Annotated in this window: 16 protein-coding genes; 8 read left to right on the top strand and 8 right to left on the bottom strand. The window is 37.0% G+C overall.

The genetic code is table 11. The features are described 5' to 3' along the window. Window position 1: 1 nt before the first annotated feature. The 3 genes from narH to EO111_RS07285 all read right to left on the bottom strand — a co-directional run bounded on the left by narH (window position 2) and on the right by EO111_RS07285 (window position 5,849). Window positions 2–1,426 carry a nitrate reductase subunit beta gene (gene narH / locus EO111_RS07295; protein WP_127011148.1) on the bottom strand — a complete coding sequence of 475 codons (1,425 nt, stop codon included), beginning with the start codon at window positions 1,424–1,426 and terminating at the stop codon, window positions 2–4. After that, on the bottom strand, window positions 1,416–5,090 hold the full coding sequence (locus EO111_RS07290; protein ID WP_127011147.1) for a nitrate reductase subunit alpha: 3,675 nt from the start codon (window positions 5,088–5,090) through the stop codon (window positions 1,416–1,418). The genes narH and EO111_RS07290 overlap by 11 nt, the downstream gene beginning before the upstream one ends. Window positions 5,091–5,162: 72 nt before the next feature. Then, window positions 5,163–5,849 carry a Crp/Fnr family transcriptional regulator gene (locus EO111_RS07285; protein ID WP_371413133.1) on the bottom strand — a complete coding sequence of 229 codons (687 nt, stop codon included), beginning with the start codon at window positions 5,847–5,849 and terminating at the stop codon, window positions 5,163–5,165. A gap of 314 nt (window positions 5,850–6,163) precedes the next feature. On the opposite strand from EO111_RS07285, the gene EO111_RS07280 reads away from it, so the two are divergent. The 3 genes from EO111_RS07280 (at window position 6,164) to EO111_RS07265 (ending at window position 8,660) form a co-directional block, all read left to right on the top strand. Continuing rightward, entirely contained in the window at window positions 6,164–7,501 is a 1,338-nt protein-coding gene (locus tag EO111_RS07280) for an MFS transporter (protein WP_009353948.1), read from the top strand. A 178-nt stretch (window positions 7,502–7,679) separates the two neighbouring features. Next, window positions 7,680–7,868, top strand: a complete 189-nt coding sequence (locus tag EO111_RS07275; RefSeq protein WP_127011145.1) for a hypothetical protein — start codon at window positions 7,680–7,682, stop codon at window positions 7,866–7,868. A 420-nt stretch (window positions 7,869–8,288) separates the two neighbouring features. Continuing rightward, window positions 8,289–8,660 (top strand): cupin domain-containing protein, encoded by a 372-nt coding sequence (locus tag EO111_RS07265; RefSeq protein ID WP_038145013.1) that lies wholly within the window; start codon window positions 8,289–8,291, stop codon window positions 8,658–8,660. Window positions 8,661–9,025: 365 nt separating this feature from the next. On the opposite strand, the gene jag is transcribed toward EO111_RS07265, so the two are convergent. The 5 genes from jag to rpmH all read right to left on the bottom strand — a co-directional run bounded on the left by jag (window position 9,026) and on the right by rpmH (window position 11,337). Next, window positions 9,026–9,790, bottom strand: a complete 765-nt coding sequence (jag, locus tag EO111_RS07260; protein WP_127011144.1) for an RNA-binding cell elongation regulator Jag/EloR — start codon at window positions 9,788–9,790, stop codon at window positions 9,026–9,028. Window positions 9,791–9,800: 10 nt separating this feature from the next. Continuing rightward, on the bottom strand, window positions 9,801–10,442 hold the full coding sequence (locus EO111_RS07255; protein WP_127011143.1) for a membrane protein insertase YidC: 642 nt from the start codon (window positions 10,440–10,442) through the stop codon (window positions 9,801–9,803). A gap of 109 nt (window positions 10,443–10,551) precedes the next feature. Then, window positions 10,552–10,779, bottom strand: a complete 228-nt coding sequence (gene yidD / locus EO111_RS07250) for a membrane protein insertion efficiency factor YidD (RefSeq protein WP_009353977.1) — start codon at window positions 10,777–10,779, stop codon at window positions 10,552–10,554. Beyond that, window positions 10,779–11,132 (bottom strand): ribonuclease P protein component, encoded by a 354-nt coding sequence (gene rnpA / locus EO111_RS07245; RefSeq protein WP_009353996.1) that lies wholly within the window; start codon window positions 11,130–11,132, stop codon window positions 10,779–10,781. Before rnpA ends, yidD begins: the two co-directional genes overlap by 1 nt. 70 nt (window positions 11,133–11,202) lie before the next feature. After that, window positions 11,203–11,337: a 50S ribosomal protein L34 gene (rpmH, locus tag EO111_RS07240; protein WP_004692946.1), complete on the bottom strand. Its 135-nt coding sequence runs from the start codon at window positions 11,335–11,337 to the stop codon at window positions 11,203–11,205. A 523-nt stretch (window positions 11,338–11,860) separates the two neighbouring features. Here rpmH and dnaA point away from each other — a divergent pair. The 5 genes from dnaA (at window position 11,861) to EO111_RS07215 (ending at window position 17,108) form a co-directional block, all read left to right on the top strand. Then, window positions 11,861–13,510, top strand: a complete 1,650-nt coding sequence (dnaA, locus tag EO111_RS07235) for a chromosomal replication initiator protein DnaA (protein WP_164727622.1) — start codon at window positions 11,861–11,863, stop codon at window positions 13,508–13,510. A gap of 267 nt (window positions 13,511–13,777) precedes the next feature. Beyond that, window positions 13,778–14,890: a DNA polymerase III subunit beta gene (gene dnaN, locus EO111_RS07230; RefSeq protein ID WP_062402241.1), complete on the top strand. Its 1,113-nt coding sequence runs from the start codon at window positions 13,778–13,780 to the stop codon at window positions 14,888–14,890. Window positions 14,891–14,906: 16 nt separating this feature from the next. Further along, window positions 14,907–15,131 carry an RNA-binding S4 domain-containing protein gene (locus tag EO111_RS07225; protein WP_126941295.1) on the top strand — a complete coding sequence of 75 codons (225 nt, stop codon included), beginning with the start codon at window positions 14,907–14,909 and terminating at the stop codon, window positions 15,129–15,131. Window positions 15,132–15,133: 2 nt separating this feature from the next. After that, window positions 15,134–16,225: a DNA replication/repair protein RecF gene (gene recF, locus EO111_RS07220; protein ID WP_127011141.1), complete on the top strand. Its 1,092-nt coding sequence runs from the start codon at window positions 15,134–15,136 to the stop codon at window positions 16,223–16,225. Beyond that, window positions 16,215–17,108: a DUF721 domain-containing protein gene (locus EO111_RS07215; protein WP_127011140.1), complete on the top strand. Its 894-nt coding sequence runs from the start codon at window positions 16,215–16,217 to the stop codon at window positions 17,106–17,108. Before recF ends, EO111_RS07215 begins: the two co-directional genes overlap by 11 nt. The last annotated feature ends 93 nt before the right edge of the window (window positions 17,109–17,201 follow it).

Here is a 17,201-nt window from a genome sequence, read left to right as displayed (position 1 = left end):
ATTAACATCCCCCTGTAGGACAGGCAAAACCACGTTTATGTTGCATATCTGCGCGACCTTCACGAGACGCTTTGATATCTGTAGGAATTACGAAACGATCATTGTATTTAGACAACGCTAATAATTTGTACATGTCATACATTTGATCTTCTGTTAAGTCTACTGGATGTTGAGGAGCATCTCCACCTACATCACGACGACGCATGTATTCACGCATATCTAATACACGTTGTAACACACGAGCTAAGGCATCTGCATTACCTGCTGTGAATAGATTTGCAAGATATTGTACCGGTACACGCATTTCATTTGCATCTGGTAAGTATACTTCAGATGTAATACGTTGTACGATTGGGCTCAATGGTGGTACATACCAAACCATTGGCAATGTACGATATTCTGGATGTAGTGGTAAACCCACTTTCCATTCTTTGATCAATTTGTAGACTGGAGATTTTTGTGCAGCTTTAATCCAAGCTTCACCAATACCTTCTGCACGAGCAGCTTTCACTACTTCTGGATCATGAGGGTCTAAGATCAAATCTACTGTATTTTCATAGATATTCGCATCATCTTTTGTAGCCGCAGCTGCTTCTACTTTATCCATATCATAGAAGACAACGCCTACATAACGCATTCTACCTACGCAAGTTTCCGCACAGATTTGTGGTAAACCATTTTCCAAACGTGGATAACAGAATACACATTTTTCAGCTTTATTTGTTTCCCAGTTGTAGAAGATTTTTTTGTATGGACAAGATGGTACGCAATGGCGCCAGCCACGACATACATCTTGAGATACAAGAACTACACCGTCTTCATCACGTTTATAAATCGCACCAGATGGGCAAGCTGCCACACAGGCTGGATTCAAGCAGTGATTACATAGACGAGGTAAATAGCGCATGAATACTTTTTCGTAGTCGAACACGATATCTTCGCCCATTTTTGCTAAGTTCACATCAGAACGAGCGTGTTCACCACCAGCCAAATCGTCATCCCAGTTAGGACCCCATTTGATTTCCATGCGTTCTTTAGTCACTAAAGAACGAGGACGTGCTACTGGTTGGTTATTTTTACGACCAGAGTGAATCAATGTTTCATAGTCATATGTCCATGGTTCAAAGTAATCTTTCAACTCAGGCTGTTCTGGATGGTAGAACAATTTCATCAAGCGATTTGTCTTGGAACCTGTCGCTAATGCTAATTTTCCATCGCTATCAACAGTCCAACCGCCTTTCCATTTTTCTTGGTCTTCCCAATGACGTGGATAACCAACACCTGGACGAGTTTCTACGTTATTAAAGTACATATATTCCGCACCTTCGCGGTTTGTCCATGTATTTTTACAAGTGACAGAACATGTGTGACAGCCTAGACACTTGTCTAAATTTAGGACCATAGATACTTGAGCCTTAATCTTCAAGCCAATCTACCTCCTTCATTTTACGAGCCACAATAGTCATATCCCGTTGATTGCCAGTTGGGCCATAATAATTGAATCCATAACTTAATTGACCATAACCACCAATCATATGCGTTGGTTTCAAATGAATGTGAGTTGGTGCATTGTGTGTACCACCGCGTTGTTTTTTGATTTGCGCAGCAGGTACGTTGATGTGACGGTCTTGGGCATGGTGCATGTAAGAAATACCACGAGGAATACGTGGGGATACTACTGCACGAGCTGCAACGATACCGTTTTTATTGAAAGCTTCTACCCAATCATTATCTTGGACATTGATTTCCTTCGCATCATCTTCGTTCAACCAAATTGTTTGTCCACCACGGAACAATGTTAATAATTGTTGGCTATCGAAGTACATACTATGAGTAGACCATTTATTATGTGGTGTTAAGTATTTCAATGTAATTTGAGGAACACCTTCTTGTGCGTAATCACCTTTCACTGGTGCGTAAGACAAGACTGGTTTATAAAGAGCCATAGCCTCGCCATAATCACGCATCATTTCATGGTCACAATAGAAGGATTGACGACCTGTGATAGTACGGAATGGAACTTTATCCTCAGTAGATGTTGTAAATGGAGAGTAACGACGGTCTTTATTATTTTTACCTGTACTTGTTACAGATGGAATAATAAAGCGTGGTTGACGAACCATATCTTCAAAGGTAATGCGTTCTTCTTCACGACCTTTTGCATTCTTTTGAAGATCTGTTAAGCCTGTTTTTTCTTCCATTGCTTGCCAGGAACGAACTGCCAATTTACCATTCGTACAAGAAGACAATGTTAATACAACATTACAAGCTTCACGCGCTTCATAGATGCTTGGACGACCATGAGATACGAAACCTGGTTGGTTGATAGTACCATTTTGTTCATATAAGGATTGGTAAGCATCAGATACATCCCATGATAAACCATGAGCGCCCACTTTATTTTCAATATTAGGACCTAAGCCAATGAATTTTTCAAAGATTTTACTGTAGTCACGTTTTACGTGTACAAGATTTGGCATTGTTTTACCTGGAATAGGTTCACATTCACCTTTGCTCCAATCTAATACTTTACCCAATGGTTGAGCCACTTCGCCTGGGCTGTCATGACCCAATGGTTGCGCTACGATATCTTCATATTCAGTGAAGCCGGATTCTTTTGCTACGCGAGATACTGTTTCTGCTAACGTACGGAATGTATCCCAGTCAGATTTAGTGTCCCATGCGCAATCTACAGCCGCTTGGAATACGTGCACGTATGGATGCATATCTGTGGAAGATAAGTCTTGTTTTTCGTACCATGTTGCTGCAGGGAATACGATATCGGAATATAACGCAGTGGAAGCCATACGGAAATCGATATCGATTAATAGATCTAATTTACCTGTTTCTGGAGCTTCACGCCAGTTGATTTCTTCTGGGCGTACTGGTGCATCTTCATCTTCAATCACACCATTTTTAGTACCCAATAAGTATTTCAAGAAATACTCATGACCTTTAGAGGAGGAACCAATCAAGTTAGAACGCCATACGAACAAGTTGCGAGGATGGTTTTCTTTTGCAGAAGGATCTTCCACGCAGAATTTCAACTCTTTGTTTTTCAAAGCTTGTACGATGTATTGGTTAATTTCTGCCTCAGTACCTGCGCCTGTAGCACGAGCATCGTTGATTAAATCTTGATAGTTACGGTTGAAAGTAGGGTAAGACGGCAACCAACCTAAACGAGCTGCCAACACGTTATAGTCACCAGGGTGTCTGTAACGAGGTGTAGCCAATTTAGATACACGGTCTGCAAGGTCGATGCAGTCAGAACGATATTGTTCTGTAGCAAAGTAGAACCAAGATGTACCATTTTGTAAACGAGGTGCTTTACTCCAGTCGTTCGCTGTCATAATGCCAGCCCAACCTTCTACTGGACGTAATTTTTCTTGTCCTACATAGTGAGCCCAGCCACCGCCGTTAACGCCTTCTGTACCACAGAACATGATCAAGTTAAGGATGGTACGGTAAATTACGTCTGCATGATACCAGTGGTTGATACCAGCACCCATGATAATCATGGAACGACCTTTAGTTTGTTCTGCATTGTCAGCAAACTCACGAGCTGTACGAATCACTACGTCTGCTTTTACGCCAGTGATTTTTTCTTGCCATGCTGGAGTATATGGAGTGTCTTCTTCATAGCTAGTAGCCACTTCACCACCTAAACCACGATCGATACCGTAGTTAGCAAGAATCAAGTCGTAAACTGTTGTTACTTGTACAGGACCTTCTTTAGTTTGTACTGTCATAACAGGGATAGCACGTTCAATAATACCTTCATGAGCTTCGTCACCGAAGTATGGTAATTTAACTAATGCTACGGAATCACGTTGGTCGATGACAGATAAACGAGGAGAAATTTTTTCTCCTGTTGCACGGTTTTCAAGACGTAAATTCCATTTTTTAGGATTTGTATGACGATCACCTAATGTACCATTTGGTGCCACTACTGTATTCGTAATTTCATCGATAACGACAGTGTGGAAATCAGCGCCATCTTCTGTGCTACCTAAATCTTGATTGTTCAAGAAACGGCCCGCTTGTAAAGCACCATTGATTTCTTCTACACGTACTAAGAATGGTAAGTCAGTAAATTCTTTCGCATATTCTTTGAAATATGGAGTTTCTTTATCTACATAGTATTCTTTCAGAATGACATGACCCATTGCCATTGCCATCGCTGCATCTGTACCTGCTTTTACATTCAACCAAGTGTCGGAGAATGTAGTGGATTCTGCATAGTCAGGAGATACAGAGACTACTTTTGTACCTTTATAACGTACTTCTGCCAAGAAGTGAGCATCCGGTGTACGAGTCAATGGTACATTGGAACCCCATGTAATGATGTAACCTGCATTGTACCAGTCACCAGATTCTGGTGTATCAGTTTGTTCACCCCAAACTTGTGGGCTTGATGGCGGCAAATCAGCATACCAGTCATAGAAGGAAAGTGGAGTACCACCCATAAGGTTCAAGAAACGCGCACCACCTGCATAGGACAACATGGACATAGCTGGAATTACAGAGAATCCTGCGTTGCGGTCTGGACCATATGTTTTTGCTGTATATAATAAGGAAGCTGCTACGATTTCTGTAGATTCATCCCAAGTAGAACGTACAAAGCCACCCATACCACGAGCAGATTTATAACGTTTTGCTTTTTCAGGATCTTCTACAATAGATTTCCATGCTTCGATAGGATTTTTAGCAGTTTTCTTCGCTTCTCTCCAAAGCTCGATCAATTCACCACGTACATATGGATATTTTACGCGTAGTGGGCTGTATAAATACCAAGAGAAAGTAGATCCTCGAGGGCATCCACGTGGTTCGTAATCTGGCATATCATCTGGTGTTTTAGGATAATCAGTTGCTTGATTTTCCCACGCTACAACACCATTTTTTACGTAAATATTCCAGCTACAAGAACCAGTACAGTTTACGCCATGTGTGGTGCGGACTACTTTATCGTAGGACCAACGGTCACGATAAAAATTTTCCCATTCACGACCACCTTCTTCTGTGATTTGATGGCCTGTTGGAGATACGTCCTTCTTGCGAAGAAACTTAAATTTTTGAGATAAAAGACTCATCTCATGTCCTCCTTAAAAATACAAAAAAACCCTTGCCTTCGTAGTGCTCACAGCAAGGGGGGATAACCTTAATCATTCGATATTGCTAATATTAGGATCGATAGTTTCTATATCTAAATCTAGCAAATCGATTAATGCATCAAAGTCACAGATTACCAGATGGTGTTTATCATAGGCTACATAGCCTAACTTTCGTAACTCACTTAGCATGCGGTTTAAACCTTCCCGTGATGTGGCAGTAAATTCAGCTAACTCTTGGTTGCTTAATGCAATGTCGATATAAATACCGTCATCCCGCTTAACACCATAACTATTAGCTAAACGCAATAATGTAGAATAAAATGCACCTTTCTTACCGTATAATAATAAGTCTCTATACTTAGCTTGTTGTCGACGCATATGAAGCGTATAAATCTTCATCATCGCAATGGCTAAGGAATGATCCTTAGCAATGGCAGGTTCTAATACATCGTAACGTATACAATAGACTGAGCAATCTTCTCTTGCAATGGCATTAAATACATACGATCTCGTATTCGTCTCATACAAAGGAATTTCCCCAAGCACATTATTCTTACCTACTAATCGTAATGCAAAAATATGTCCTGTGGATTCAAATTTCTTAATACTGAGGCGCCCTCTCTGAACGATATAAAAATGTTCTGCCTTATCGCCTTCGTGAAATAAAAATTCTCCTTTTTTCAGATGAATTACTTCACCTGGCAATGCTAGCAATTTATTGATTAACTCCTGTTCCATACTGTCACCATACATCTTTCAGTAACATCCCATACTTATGAAGTTGATATAAACTTAGCTATATCAATTTCTCAATTACATTTTAAATTTTGCGCTATGTTACTATTATAACTTATTAATAATTATATAAGTTGTGCTTTTTATCACATTCACATTATATTATATCTTATATAATAAGTGTGTGATTTTAGGCACATATTATAATGAAAGTATGGCATAAGTCAATATTTTTTTATACTAATTTGTGTCTTCGATTTACTGTGATACAAAAAGTATCACAAGTTGTACGTTGAAAGGATTAAAGGAGTGTTCTCATGTCAGAGATGAAAATGCCTCAAGTGGGTGCGAGCCGCAAAGAAATTATTGCGAACTGGCAACCAGAAAATCCCGAATTTTGGGAAAAGTTTGGCAAAAAAATTGCTAAACAAAACTTGGTAGTTTCTACCATTGCATTAACGTTATCATTTTGCGTATGGTATTTATGGTCAACCATCGCAGCACAATTAAATGGAGCTGGATTCCATTTCACAACAGAACAGTTATTTACACTGGCTGCCTTCCCAGGTTTAGTAGGTGCTACATTCCGTTTTATTTATACTTACATGCCAGCTTTAATAGGTGGTAGAAACTGGACTTTTATTTCTACAATTATTTTATTAGTACCTGTAGTATGGTTAGGCTATGCTGTACAAGATACAACAACATCTTATGAAACATTCATGATCTTAACAGCTTTGATCGGTTTAGCCGGCGGTAACTTCTCCTCCTCCATGGCTTACATCGGTAACTTCTTCCCTAAATCTGAAAAAGGTACCGCTCTTGGCATTAATGGTGGTATTGGTAACCTTGGGATCTCCGTTATCTATTTCTTAGCTCCATTCGCTATGGGTTCTGCTACATTAGGTAATATCTTCGGTGTCACACCAGCTATCGTTAAAGGCAATGCAGTATACTTAGCCAACGCGGCGTTTATGTGGATTGTGCCTTTAGTAATTATCTTAGCGTGCATGACTCGTTACATGGATAACTTGCCACTAGCAAAACCTAATCCTAAAGCGCTGGCTCAAATTTTTAGCAACAAACACACATGGGCTATGACATTGTTATATACATGTTCCTTCGGTGCCTTCTCTGGATATGCAGCAGCACTTGGTCTACTTGTTAAAACAGAGTTCCCTGAAATTCCATTTGCTCACATCGCATTCGTGGGACCTTTAGTATCTGCCAGCCTTCGTCCAGTAGGTGGTTGGTTAGCTGACAAAATCAATAGCGGTACAAAAATTACTTTCATCGGTTTGATTGGTTTATGTATCACTACTGTATTAATCGCTGTAGGCGTGGATATGCATCACTTCGACTTTTTCTTTGGAATGACTGTATTAATGTTCGTATCCTGCGGTTTCGTAACAGGATCTACATTCCGTATGATTCCTCACATCTTCACAGATGGATTACAATCTTCCTTAATTGCTGGTTTCGTAGCAGCTGTAGCGGCGTACGGTGCCTTCATTACACCAAAAATCTTTGGCTATGTATACACAACATTTGGAAGTATCCACCCAGCATTTGCAGTATTACTTGCGTTCAACATCGTAACAGTATTTGTATGTTACTGGTTCTATGTTCGTAAAGCAGCTAACATGAATGTATAATTGAATCTTATAAAAAAGAGCACGGTTTATGCCGTGCTTTTTTTGTTTGCTTAACGATTCTATCGTGCAATATGAGTTGTATTGAAAGTTACTAGAATTTGCTATTGATTCGCCTATTATAATATTAAATCGCCTAAAAATATGGTATAATTAGGCGAATACAGAAAGGAGTAGGCAAATGAAAACCTTTAATTATTCACTCTATGAAAATACTCTATGGGATAGTGAAATTATTAATTTATTAGTACAGATCCATGAACACAAAGGAAAACAGGAACTATTTATACAACAAAAGCCTGCTGTGCTAAATACACTAGTGGAAATTGCAAAGATTCAAAGTATTGAATGCAGTTCCAATCCTAAGTAAATCCACCATAGAAAATATGTTGAAACAATTAGTAGAAGAAAAGTACATTGAACGACACGGAAAAGGGAAAGCCACCTTTTATGTGAAGAAATAATATACCAATGAATTTAATTATACTAAACTAGTAATGCCTCGCCAACTAGTTTTACCATTGGATTATGGCATGTTGATGATAAAAGAAACAGCTCCTATGCGGTTACTCGATGCTGTATTGAAGGAATTAGACTATAAAGAGTTACAGCATTTGTATTCTTCTAAAGAAAATTTGTCAACTGATCTTGACAATATCAAATCCCATTGTTGTCATAAGGATTGGTTTGTTGTAAAATGAAGTTGAATAGCGAAGGATATGACGATGATTACTTTAACTGAGCACCCTAAAACGATATAAAATACGAATTTTTGAAAGGAGCAAACATCATGGTAAATGAAATCACAAACGATTTTGCAACGCGACGTTTTCGCGTGGCAAATGTGGCAAAGGCGGGCAATGTCGCAACGCGCACGCCAATCTACAGCACGGAGTCAACGAGCGGTGTCGTCTGGGTCATAAAGCCTGGGCAGACGATTCAGCCGCACGGTCACGCCAATGCAGATGATATATGGATTTGCATTGAGGGAGAGGGCGTCTTTTACCCTACCCCCGGAGAGGAGCACCCCATCGCGAAGGGCGATGTCATCGTCTCAGCGAAGGGCATGTGCCACGGGATGAAAAATACAGGCACGAAGGACTTTGTCTTTGTTGGCATCCTTGCCCCCGTCCCTGCGGATTATTTCCCCATCGAGCCGTAAAGAGTCTGTAGACAGTAGGAACTGATCTTGACAATATCAGTATCACCCTATGGGAAATTAATAACCGTGGATATAACTGAACCACTAAATAGCTATATAAAACCTAATAACTATATTATTTCTTTTTAATATATACACCATATAAAAAGGGGCTGTAACAAAACAGCCCCTTAAACTAAAAAAGCTATGAGTTGATTTTATATATTCAACTCATAGCTTTTTTCTATATTTCTAAGAAAAAGGACCCCGAAGGGCCCTCTTCATAGTTATAGATAATCTGTTACTATATGCCACAAATCATCTATTGTCATCTCTACAGATATGCATATACATCAATATAAAAGTTGATGATATATAGTAGAAGTCTATCGTTTGTAATAAATCACAATATGACGATATGGTTCTTGTCCTTCGCTATCTGTTTTGATATGTTTTTCGTTTTGCAATGCTACGTGAATGATTTTTCGCTCGAAAGCATTCATTGGTTCTAAGGCAATTTTTTGACGTGTACGTCGTACTTTAGCGCCTAAGCGATGTGCCAATTGAATTAACGTTTCTTCACGACGGGAACGATAATTTTCCACGTCCACAACAATTTGGCAACGACGGTGAACTTCCTTATTAGCCACAAGGTTTGTTAAGTATTGGATGGCATCTAATGTTTGACCATGTTTACCAATCAAAATACCTAAATCTTCCCCATGTACTTGGAATGTGATTTTATCTTTTGTAGTCAATTTTTCAATTTGTACAGATAAACCCATCTTTCCAAACATGCCTAATAAAAATTCTTTACCTGTATCGGCAATGAAATCTTGTTCCGCTTTAGTAATACCATCTTCAACTACCACAGGAATTTCAGTTTCCACTGTTTCCACAGTGTCTACTGTTGTTTCTGTAATAATTTCCACAACTGGTACTACTTTTTCTGCAACAGCAATATGTTCTGCTGTACCTTCTTCAAAATATACGCGAACAAGAGCATCTTTTTTGCCAAAGCCTAAAAAACCTTTTGATGGCTCTTCTAACACTTTCACAGACGTAACAACACGACCTTGAGATTCAATTTGGGCTGTTGCTTGTGAAGTTGCCTCTTCAATCGTTTTTGCTGACACTTCAATGTAATCCATGCCTAGCCTCCTATTTGTTATTACGATAAATTAATGTTTGTTGTGCTAATTGGAATAGATTTGAAACTACCCAGTAAATTACCAATCCACTAGCAAAGTTTAAACTGATATAGCCAATGAATAATGGCATGAAAATATTCATAATCTTTGCTTGTTGATTATTACCACCGCTAGCAGATGTTTGTTTACTCATGATATAAGTAGACAAGGCAGATAACACTGGTAATACATAGATTGGATCTGGATCACTCAAATTTGGTAACCATAAGAATTGCGCATATTGAGGATCATATGGATATCCTTGCAATGCATAGAAAATAGCAATTAAGAATGGCATTTGCACAAGAAGTGGTAAACAACCAGCTAATGGATTGATACCCAAATCTTTGTACATTTTCATAATTTCTTGCTGTGCTTTTTGTGGATTGTCCTTATATTTGTCTTGGATGGCTTTCATTTTTGGTTGCAAATCAGCCATACCTTTCATAGACTGCACTTGTTTTTGTGTTAACGGTGCTAATATAAGTTTAATAACAATGGTAAGCAAAATAATCGCGATACCATAGCTTGGGAAGCCCATCGATTTTGTTGCCAAAAACGAATATTCCACAAGGCTTCTCATAAAATCTACTAAATATTGAAAGATTTCCATGTCTACTCCTTTTTTTGTTTTCTGTAGTATACACCTTTGTGTACCCATATACGTTATGGTATGGTCTATATTTCATCCATACAGGTACTCAGGTATTTCCAAAACTGTGCTACGGCAAAGGATCATATCCACCCTTATGAAAGGGATGGCATTTCAAAATCCGTTTTATGCCTAAATAGCTACCTTTTAAAGGTCCATACCGTCGCAATGCTTGCAACATGTACATCGAACAGGTGGGATAAAAACGACAAGTACTAGGCTTTAAAGGAGATAGAGCATATCGATAGAACTGAACTAATCCAATTAACAAGTAATTTACAAGTTTACTAATACCCATTAGTTTCTATCCTTTAATAATTTACATTTTTTGAATAGACGCATCATTTCACGTTCTGCTTGTTCATACGTAGCATTGGCTAAATAACCTCGACCTACAACTACAATATGATGACCTTCGCGCAATTCATGTTGATGCAGACGATACACTTCTTTCATCAAACGTCGTGCTCTGTTGCGCTGTACTGCGCCACCTACTTTTTTACCTGTGACGAAACCAATTTTACTTTTTTGCTTTGCCACTGGCATATGATAGACTACACAAAGACGTCCCACTTCATAGCGACCGTGCTTATACACTAATTGATATTCATTGTTTTTCCGTATTCTTCTATCTTTTGTTAAACTATTCATAGTTATCCTTTAATACCGTACATACAGAAAAACTTGGCTCTGCGGCCAAGTTCTCTAGCTGTATATTTGATTATGCAGATAAGCGTTTTCTGCCTTTAGCGCGTCGACGTTTTAATACTAGACGGCCACCGATGGTTTTCATACGTTCACGGAAACCATGAGTACGTTTTCTCCAAAGTGTATTTGGTTGGTAAGTACGTTTCATTACAACAACACCTCCTCATGATAGGTTTATTTTTTCGTATACCATAACATAGTAATTATATGTATAAACCCTAATTCTGTCAATATAAACCTTGTTTTTAATAGCATATATATAAACGATATGTAATATTGTTGTAATAGATATCTATATACATCTATAAATATCTCATATCGTTTATGATACTCTTTATTTCCTTATGCTAAATTCTTTACTTTCATTATAACTTTTATAGTAATAAGTAAAGATTTTTGGGAAGAACTATAGAAAAGTAAAAATGAATCCCAGAGAATGCATAGTAAAGCAAAAAAGTTTTTGGTATAATAATGATATACACCAACGAAGGGTTATAAACAAGTATTTTTATTTTTCACATGTTATCCACTGACTTATTCACATTATTGTGGATAGAAACAATTCTACTTATTATCTTGTTTATGAACTCTTTTTCTTTGTCTAATTTTTAGTTATCCACATTATGATGATGTGGACAAATAATTCTTATACACATGCAGGAAGGTTTATTATGAGTGACTTAGATCTTTACTCCCTATGGGACCAAGTGATGCAAAAAACAAAAACGAAAATGCCCCAGCAAATGTGGGATTCCTTGGTTGTTAATTCATTGATGCCCTATTCTATGACATCTACTATTTTGACCTTATTTGTTATGGATCCTAGCAAGCTAAAATATATTCAAACCCCATTAGTCCATAACCAAATCGTAGAGGCAGCAAAAAGTTTACTCCCTACCTTGCAGACCATCGACTATTTAACAGATACGGCAACGGTAAATGCATCTCCTGCGGAACAGATGAGTACACCTCCTACAGAGATTCCCCCTATGCCGCCTATCGATATGCCTTCTATTGAAGATACAACAATGGAAAGCTCTCCATCTCCTATCATCCCTCCTCCTTGGGATACAGAAGAGTATAATGAAGTATTACCAGAAGGAGTAAGCCGTCCTAGTTATGATTCTCCTGTCATCATTCAAAGAAATACTTCTCCTTCACAAGGCATTCAAAGACCAGTCCCTGCCGATTTATTTGCTTCTAAAACAACCTCTCCTATACCACCAGCACCACCTGTACAACGAAACATGAGTAGTTCTTCAAAATCACATCTAAATCGTGCTTTTACTTTTGATAATTACATCGAATCTAATTCTAACCGTATGGCTTTCAGTGCTGCGAAAGCAGTAGCTGAAAATCCAGGACTTCGTTACAATCCACTATATATTCACGGTCAATCTGGTCTTGGTAAAACCCATTTAATGCATGCTATTGGCAATGAAATTTTAGCCCTCAATCCATCTGCTAAAATTATGTCTATTACCAGTGAAGATTTTATGAATAGTTTCATTGAATCATTACGGACAAAAACACCGGATCAATTCCGTCGTAACTTCCGAGATATCGATGTACTCATCATTGACGATGTACAATTCTTAGAAGAAAAAAATAAGAAAACGACGCAAGAAGAGTTTTTTAATACCTTCAATCATTTATTGAGTCACAATAAAGCGGTTATCCTGTCTAGCGATAAACCACCAAAAGATTATAAAGAAATGGAAGAACGCTTAATCACACGATTCAACAGTGGTCTTACTGTAGAAATTGAAGCACCAAATCCTGAGATGATTGAAGCCATCATCCATGAGGAAATCGATCATCGTCGTAGTGAATACCCAACCTTATATGTTCCAAAAGAGGTTATCCACCTATTTGCACAGTATTTTAATAAGCGAAATATTCGTGAACTAAAAGGCGCCTTTGAAACATTAATTACACAAGCGGCTATTACAAATCGATTAGAAACAATTGATGTAGAATTTACAAATAAGGCAATTAAAGACTTTATCATCCATACAGAAAAAATTGTATTATCCATTAAGTATATTCAAGAATTTATAGCAGATTACTTTAAAATCAAGCTAGAACATTTAGTAAGTCAAAAACGAAATAAGCAATATGCTCATCCACGCCAAATTGCTATGTATTTAGCTCGTGAATTAATCAATGAAAGTTACCCTCAAATTTCCTTTGCTTTTGGTAAAAAAGACCATACTACCGCATTACATGCATATGAAAAAATTTCTAGAGAAATAGAAAAAGACCAAGATTTACGACATACTATCGATCGCATTCGCAAAGAATTAGAAGAAGCAAAGTAATATTAAATTTGTGTATAAGTATGTGTTTAACTTGTTTACATTTTGTGATTACATTGTTAACAAACATACACTTACACACAAGGTATTTATAGACCTGTTACTATGTGGATATATAAAATTTTCTAATCCCAATGTTGTAAACATGTGTAAAACATTGAAATTTATAAGTTTTATGGACCTATCCACTTATACACGCGTCCTACTACTACGTCTACTACTTTAAATAAAAAACTTTAACATAGTTATATTAGTCATAAGGAGTTAATAATGAAACTTCAATTTAACAAACATGAATTAGTGAAAGCCATGTCACTATTCCAACGTGTAGCAAGTAATAAAACAAGCTCTAATTTACCAGGATCTATCTACATTTCTACAAAAGATAACTACGTAGAATTACAAGCTAACGATTTTGAAATTGGAATGAGATCCCAAGTAGATGCTACTATTCTTGAACCTGGTACTATTGTAGTAGGTTCTAAATACTTTCAAGAAATTCTAAAAAAATTACCAGGTGAACAAGTAGAATTATATAAGCCAGACAATTCTAATCAATTACAGATTAAATCCGATCATTCTGAATTTAAACTTGTGACTATGCAAGTAGAAGATTTTTCCTTGGTGGAACAAATCCAAGATGATAATAGTATTATGATTGACGGAGAACAGCTAAAACAATTAATCGACTTAACTGTATATGCTACTTCTACGGATACAGATCGGCCTATCTTCTGTGGTACCTTAGTGGAAATTGAAGGCAATGAGCTTACTATGGTAGGCACTGATACACATCGTATGGCTGTTAAAAAAGTAACCTTAGATGCAGCTCTTGAAAACCCAATGCGTATTGTTATTCCAAAACGCACTGTAGAAGAAGTATCCAGAGTATTACCATCGGATCAACCTGTTATGGTTAAATTAATTTGGAATAGAAATCAAGTAGCTATTGTATTTGATACTGTGTATATTATTTCAAGATTAATTGAAGGTACATATCCTGATTATAAACGTGTTATTCCTGCTAAATTCGATGCTAGTGCTATTTTAAATCGTCGTGAATTTGCTAGTTCCTTAGATCGTGTCTATTTTATGGCGAAAGATATGAGTTATTCTGCCATTCGCTATGACTGGGAAGAGAATCAAGTTACATTAAGTTCTCAAAGTGCTGATATTGGTATGGTAAAAGATATTGTTTTATGTACCTTTGAAGGAAATCCTTTCACTATTAATTTTAACGGTAAATATATAGATGAATTATTGAAACATAGCACAGGTGAAAGAATTCATATGTACTTACAAGAACAAGGGGCTATGGTAATTCGTCAAGATAATAATGACCATTACACCTATGTGGTAACACCAGTTCATACACATAATTAAGAGAAAAGAGGAAATTATGAATCAAGAAACTGTATCCATTCATACAGAGTATATTCAATTAGATCAACTGTTAAAATATGCCAATGTATTATCAACAGGTGGTCAAGTTAAAGTGTTATTAGAAGAAAATAAAATCACTTTAAATGATGTAGTAGTTACAGAAAAACGTAAAAAAATCTATCCTAATGATGTAGTAACCATTGCTAATGAAATAAGAATTACTGTGGTGAAGGAGGCTTAATTGTGTATGTGACTGAATTGGAACTCATACATGTTCGCAATCATCGTCATAAAACTATTACTTTCACACCAGAAATAATTGTTATCCATGGTCCTAATGGAAAAGGGAAAACAAATATCCTAGAATCTGCTTATATTGCCACGATGGGACATAGTCATCGTACATCGGATATGAAAGATGTCATTTCTTGGAATGAGGATGAGGCTAGTATTATCGTTCACTTTATGAAAGCTGATACGCCTCATACGTTGCAGATTAAATGGGGGCGTCAAGGAAAAAAAGTCATTCGTTTGCATGATAATCCTCTATCGCAAAAAGAATTAGTAGGCACTTTGAATACAGTCATTTTTTCTCCAGAAGATTTAGATTTAATTAAGGGAACTCCTTCCTTACGTCGTCGTTTTTTAAATATGGAAATTAGTCAGACTAGTCCTCAATATTATCATCAGCTTACGATGTATCAGCGAGCTGTACAACAGAGAAATTGTATACTTAAAGAATATAGTCATACGAGTAAGGTACCAGTACAAGATTGGAATGAACAAATAGCTACATTAGGCTCACAAATTATTCAAAAACGATTGGAAAGTTTAAAAAAATTAAATCAATTAATGGATTTAATGAATCGGAAACTAACCAATGGTAAAGAAGATTTACGATTGCAATATACTCAACCTTATAGTGAGAAACAACTATTAGTAACAAAAGATGCTTTATTACAGGCTTTACAAGAAAATTTATCAGAGGATCGGCGACGGTTACAAACATCAGTGGGACCTCATCGTGATGATATTATCTTTTATTCAGGTTCTATGGATTTAAAACGATTTGGATCACAAGGACAACAACGGACAGCAATTTTATCAGTTAAGTTAAGTGAATTAGAATATATTAAATCGGAAGTAGGAGAATATCCTATTTTACTATTAGATGATGTACTCAGTGAATTAGATCAGGAACGTCGATCTAATTTAATCAAATTCATTCATAAACGTGTACAGACAATTATTACTACTACTGATACAACAGATACAATGGACTTAGACAAGGTGCAGTATATAGACTTGACGGAGGAAATGATACATGGAGAGTAATCTAGAATCTTTTACAGGAGTAATGGATCTTCGTGATGCTATGTTACAAGAACTAGGCATTTATGAAATGTATCGACTTATGAAACTCTATCATGATTGGGAATCTGTCGTAGGACCTATGGTGAATGGACAAGCAAAATTAGTGCACATAAAGCCACCTGTTATCGTAGTTGAAATTGGTCATACTGTATGGATGCAAGAGATGACTATGCGCAAACCACAGTTATTGGAAGCATTGCGTGAGTATTATGGAGAATCTATTATTACAGATATCAAAGTACAACTCCCACGACGTGCTTTACAAGATCAACTTGTATCAGGGGATGCCTTAGATATGACACCTGTTTATGAGGAAATCATAGACTTTCATCAAATTGTGTTGCCCTTTGAGATTGTACAAAGTATAGAAAAATCTGTTCTTGTGATTCGCCATGAGGAACTTCGACAAAAGGTGTTACAAACACGTATGGAGCAAGCGAAGAAAGAGTTTGTACTACAGCAAGAACATTTTCATCAATGTCCTACCTGTGGTCGTTGGCAATCGGAAGGTTCTGCGAAGGTATGCCCTCAGTGTGAATATAAAAAGTATAGACATATCATTCGTACGGTAAAAGGTTTATTGAAGGATTATCCCCATTATAAGTATGACCAAATGAAAGTGATTGCTCCCTGGTGCACCTATGAATGGTATGAAGTGGCAAAAGAAGAAAGTATTTATTATTATTTAACTCGCTTGTTCCAAGGATCTACGGATGCGAATGATATGTATTGGGCTACTATGTTAATTACATCGAAATCGCAAGAAGAATTGTCTTATGAACAAGTTGTAAATATTACAAATAAGTATCGTTGGAACGAAACAGATAAAATGCAAGTGAAATAAAGGCTTAGACTTTCACAGAGATAGTAAAGTATTGTATAATAGAATGTATTATATAGAATATGGTGACCAGTATGGGATGTCATTATATAAATA

Origin of the sequence: Veillonella sp. CHU594 (assembly GCF_003992265.1) — a bacterium.
Classification (GTDB): Bacteria; Bacillota; Negativicutes; order Veillonellales; family Veillonellaceae; genus F0422.
This window is presented reverse-complemented; position numbering and strand designations above follow the sequence as displayed.

Excerpts from the sequence above, each read along its gene's own strand:
- EO111_RS07290 (WP_127011147.1), bottom strand. The coding sequence starts at position 5,090 with ATGAGTCTTTTATCTCAAAAATTTAAGTTTCTTCGCAAGAAGGACGTA.
- EO111_RS07285 (WP_371413133.1), bottom strand. The coding sequence starts at position 5,849 with ATGGAACAGGAGTTAATCAATAAATTGCTAGCATTGCCAGGTGAAGTA.
- EO111_RS07280 (WP_009353948.1), top strand. The coding sequence starts at position 6,164 with ATGTCAGAGATGAAAATGCCTCAAGTGGGTGCGAGCCGCAAAGAAATT.
- EO111_RS07275 (WP_127011145.1), top strand. The coding sequence starts at position 7,680 with ATGAAAACCTTTAATTATTCACTCTATGAAAATACTCTATGGGATAGT.
- EO111_RS07265 (WP_038145013.1), top strand. The coding sequence starts at position 8,289 with ATGGTAAATGAAATCACAAACGATTTTGCAACGCGACGTTTTCGCGTG.
- jag (WP_127011144.1), bottom strand. The coding sequence starts at position 9,790 with ATGGATTACATTGAAGTGTCAGCAAAAACGATTGAAGAGGCAACTTCA.
- EO111_RS07255 (WP_127011143.1), bottom strand. The coding sequence starts at position 10,442 with ATGGAAATCTTTCAATATTTAGTAGATTTTATGAGAAGCCTTGTGGAA.
- yidD (WP_009353977.1), bottom strand. The coding sequence starts at position 10,779 with ATGGGTATTAGTAAACTTGTAAATTACTTGTTAATTGGATTAGTTCAG.
- rnpA (WP_009353996.1), bottom strand. The coding sequence starts at position 11,132 with ATGAATAGTTTAACAAAAGATAGAAGAATACGGAAAAACAATGAATAT.
- rpmH (WP_004692946.1), bottom strand. The coding sequence starts at position 11,337 with ATGAAACGTACTTACCAACCAAATACACTTTGGAGAAAACGTACTCAT.
- dnaA (WP_164727622.1), top strand. The coding sequence starts at position 11,861 with ATGAGTGACTTAGATCTTTACTCCCTATGGGACCAAGTGATGCAAAAA.
- dnaN (WP_062402241.1), top strand. The coding sequence starts at position 13,778 with ATGAAACTTCAATTTAACAAACATGAATTAGTGAAAGCCATGTCACTA.
- EO111_RS07225 (WP_126941295.1), top strand. The coding sequence starts at position 14,907 with ATGAATCAAGAAACTGTATCCATTCATACAGAGTATATTCAATTAGAT.
- EO111_RS07215 (WP_127011140.1), top strand. The coding sequence starts at position 16,215 with ATGGAGAGTAATCTAGAATCTTTTACAGGAGTAATGGATCTTCGTGAT.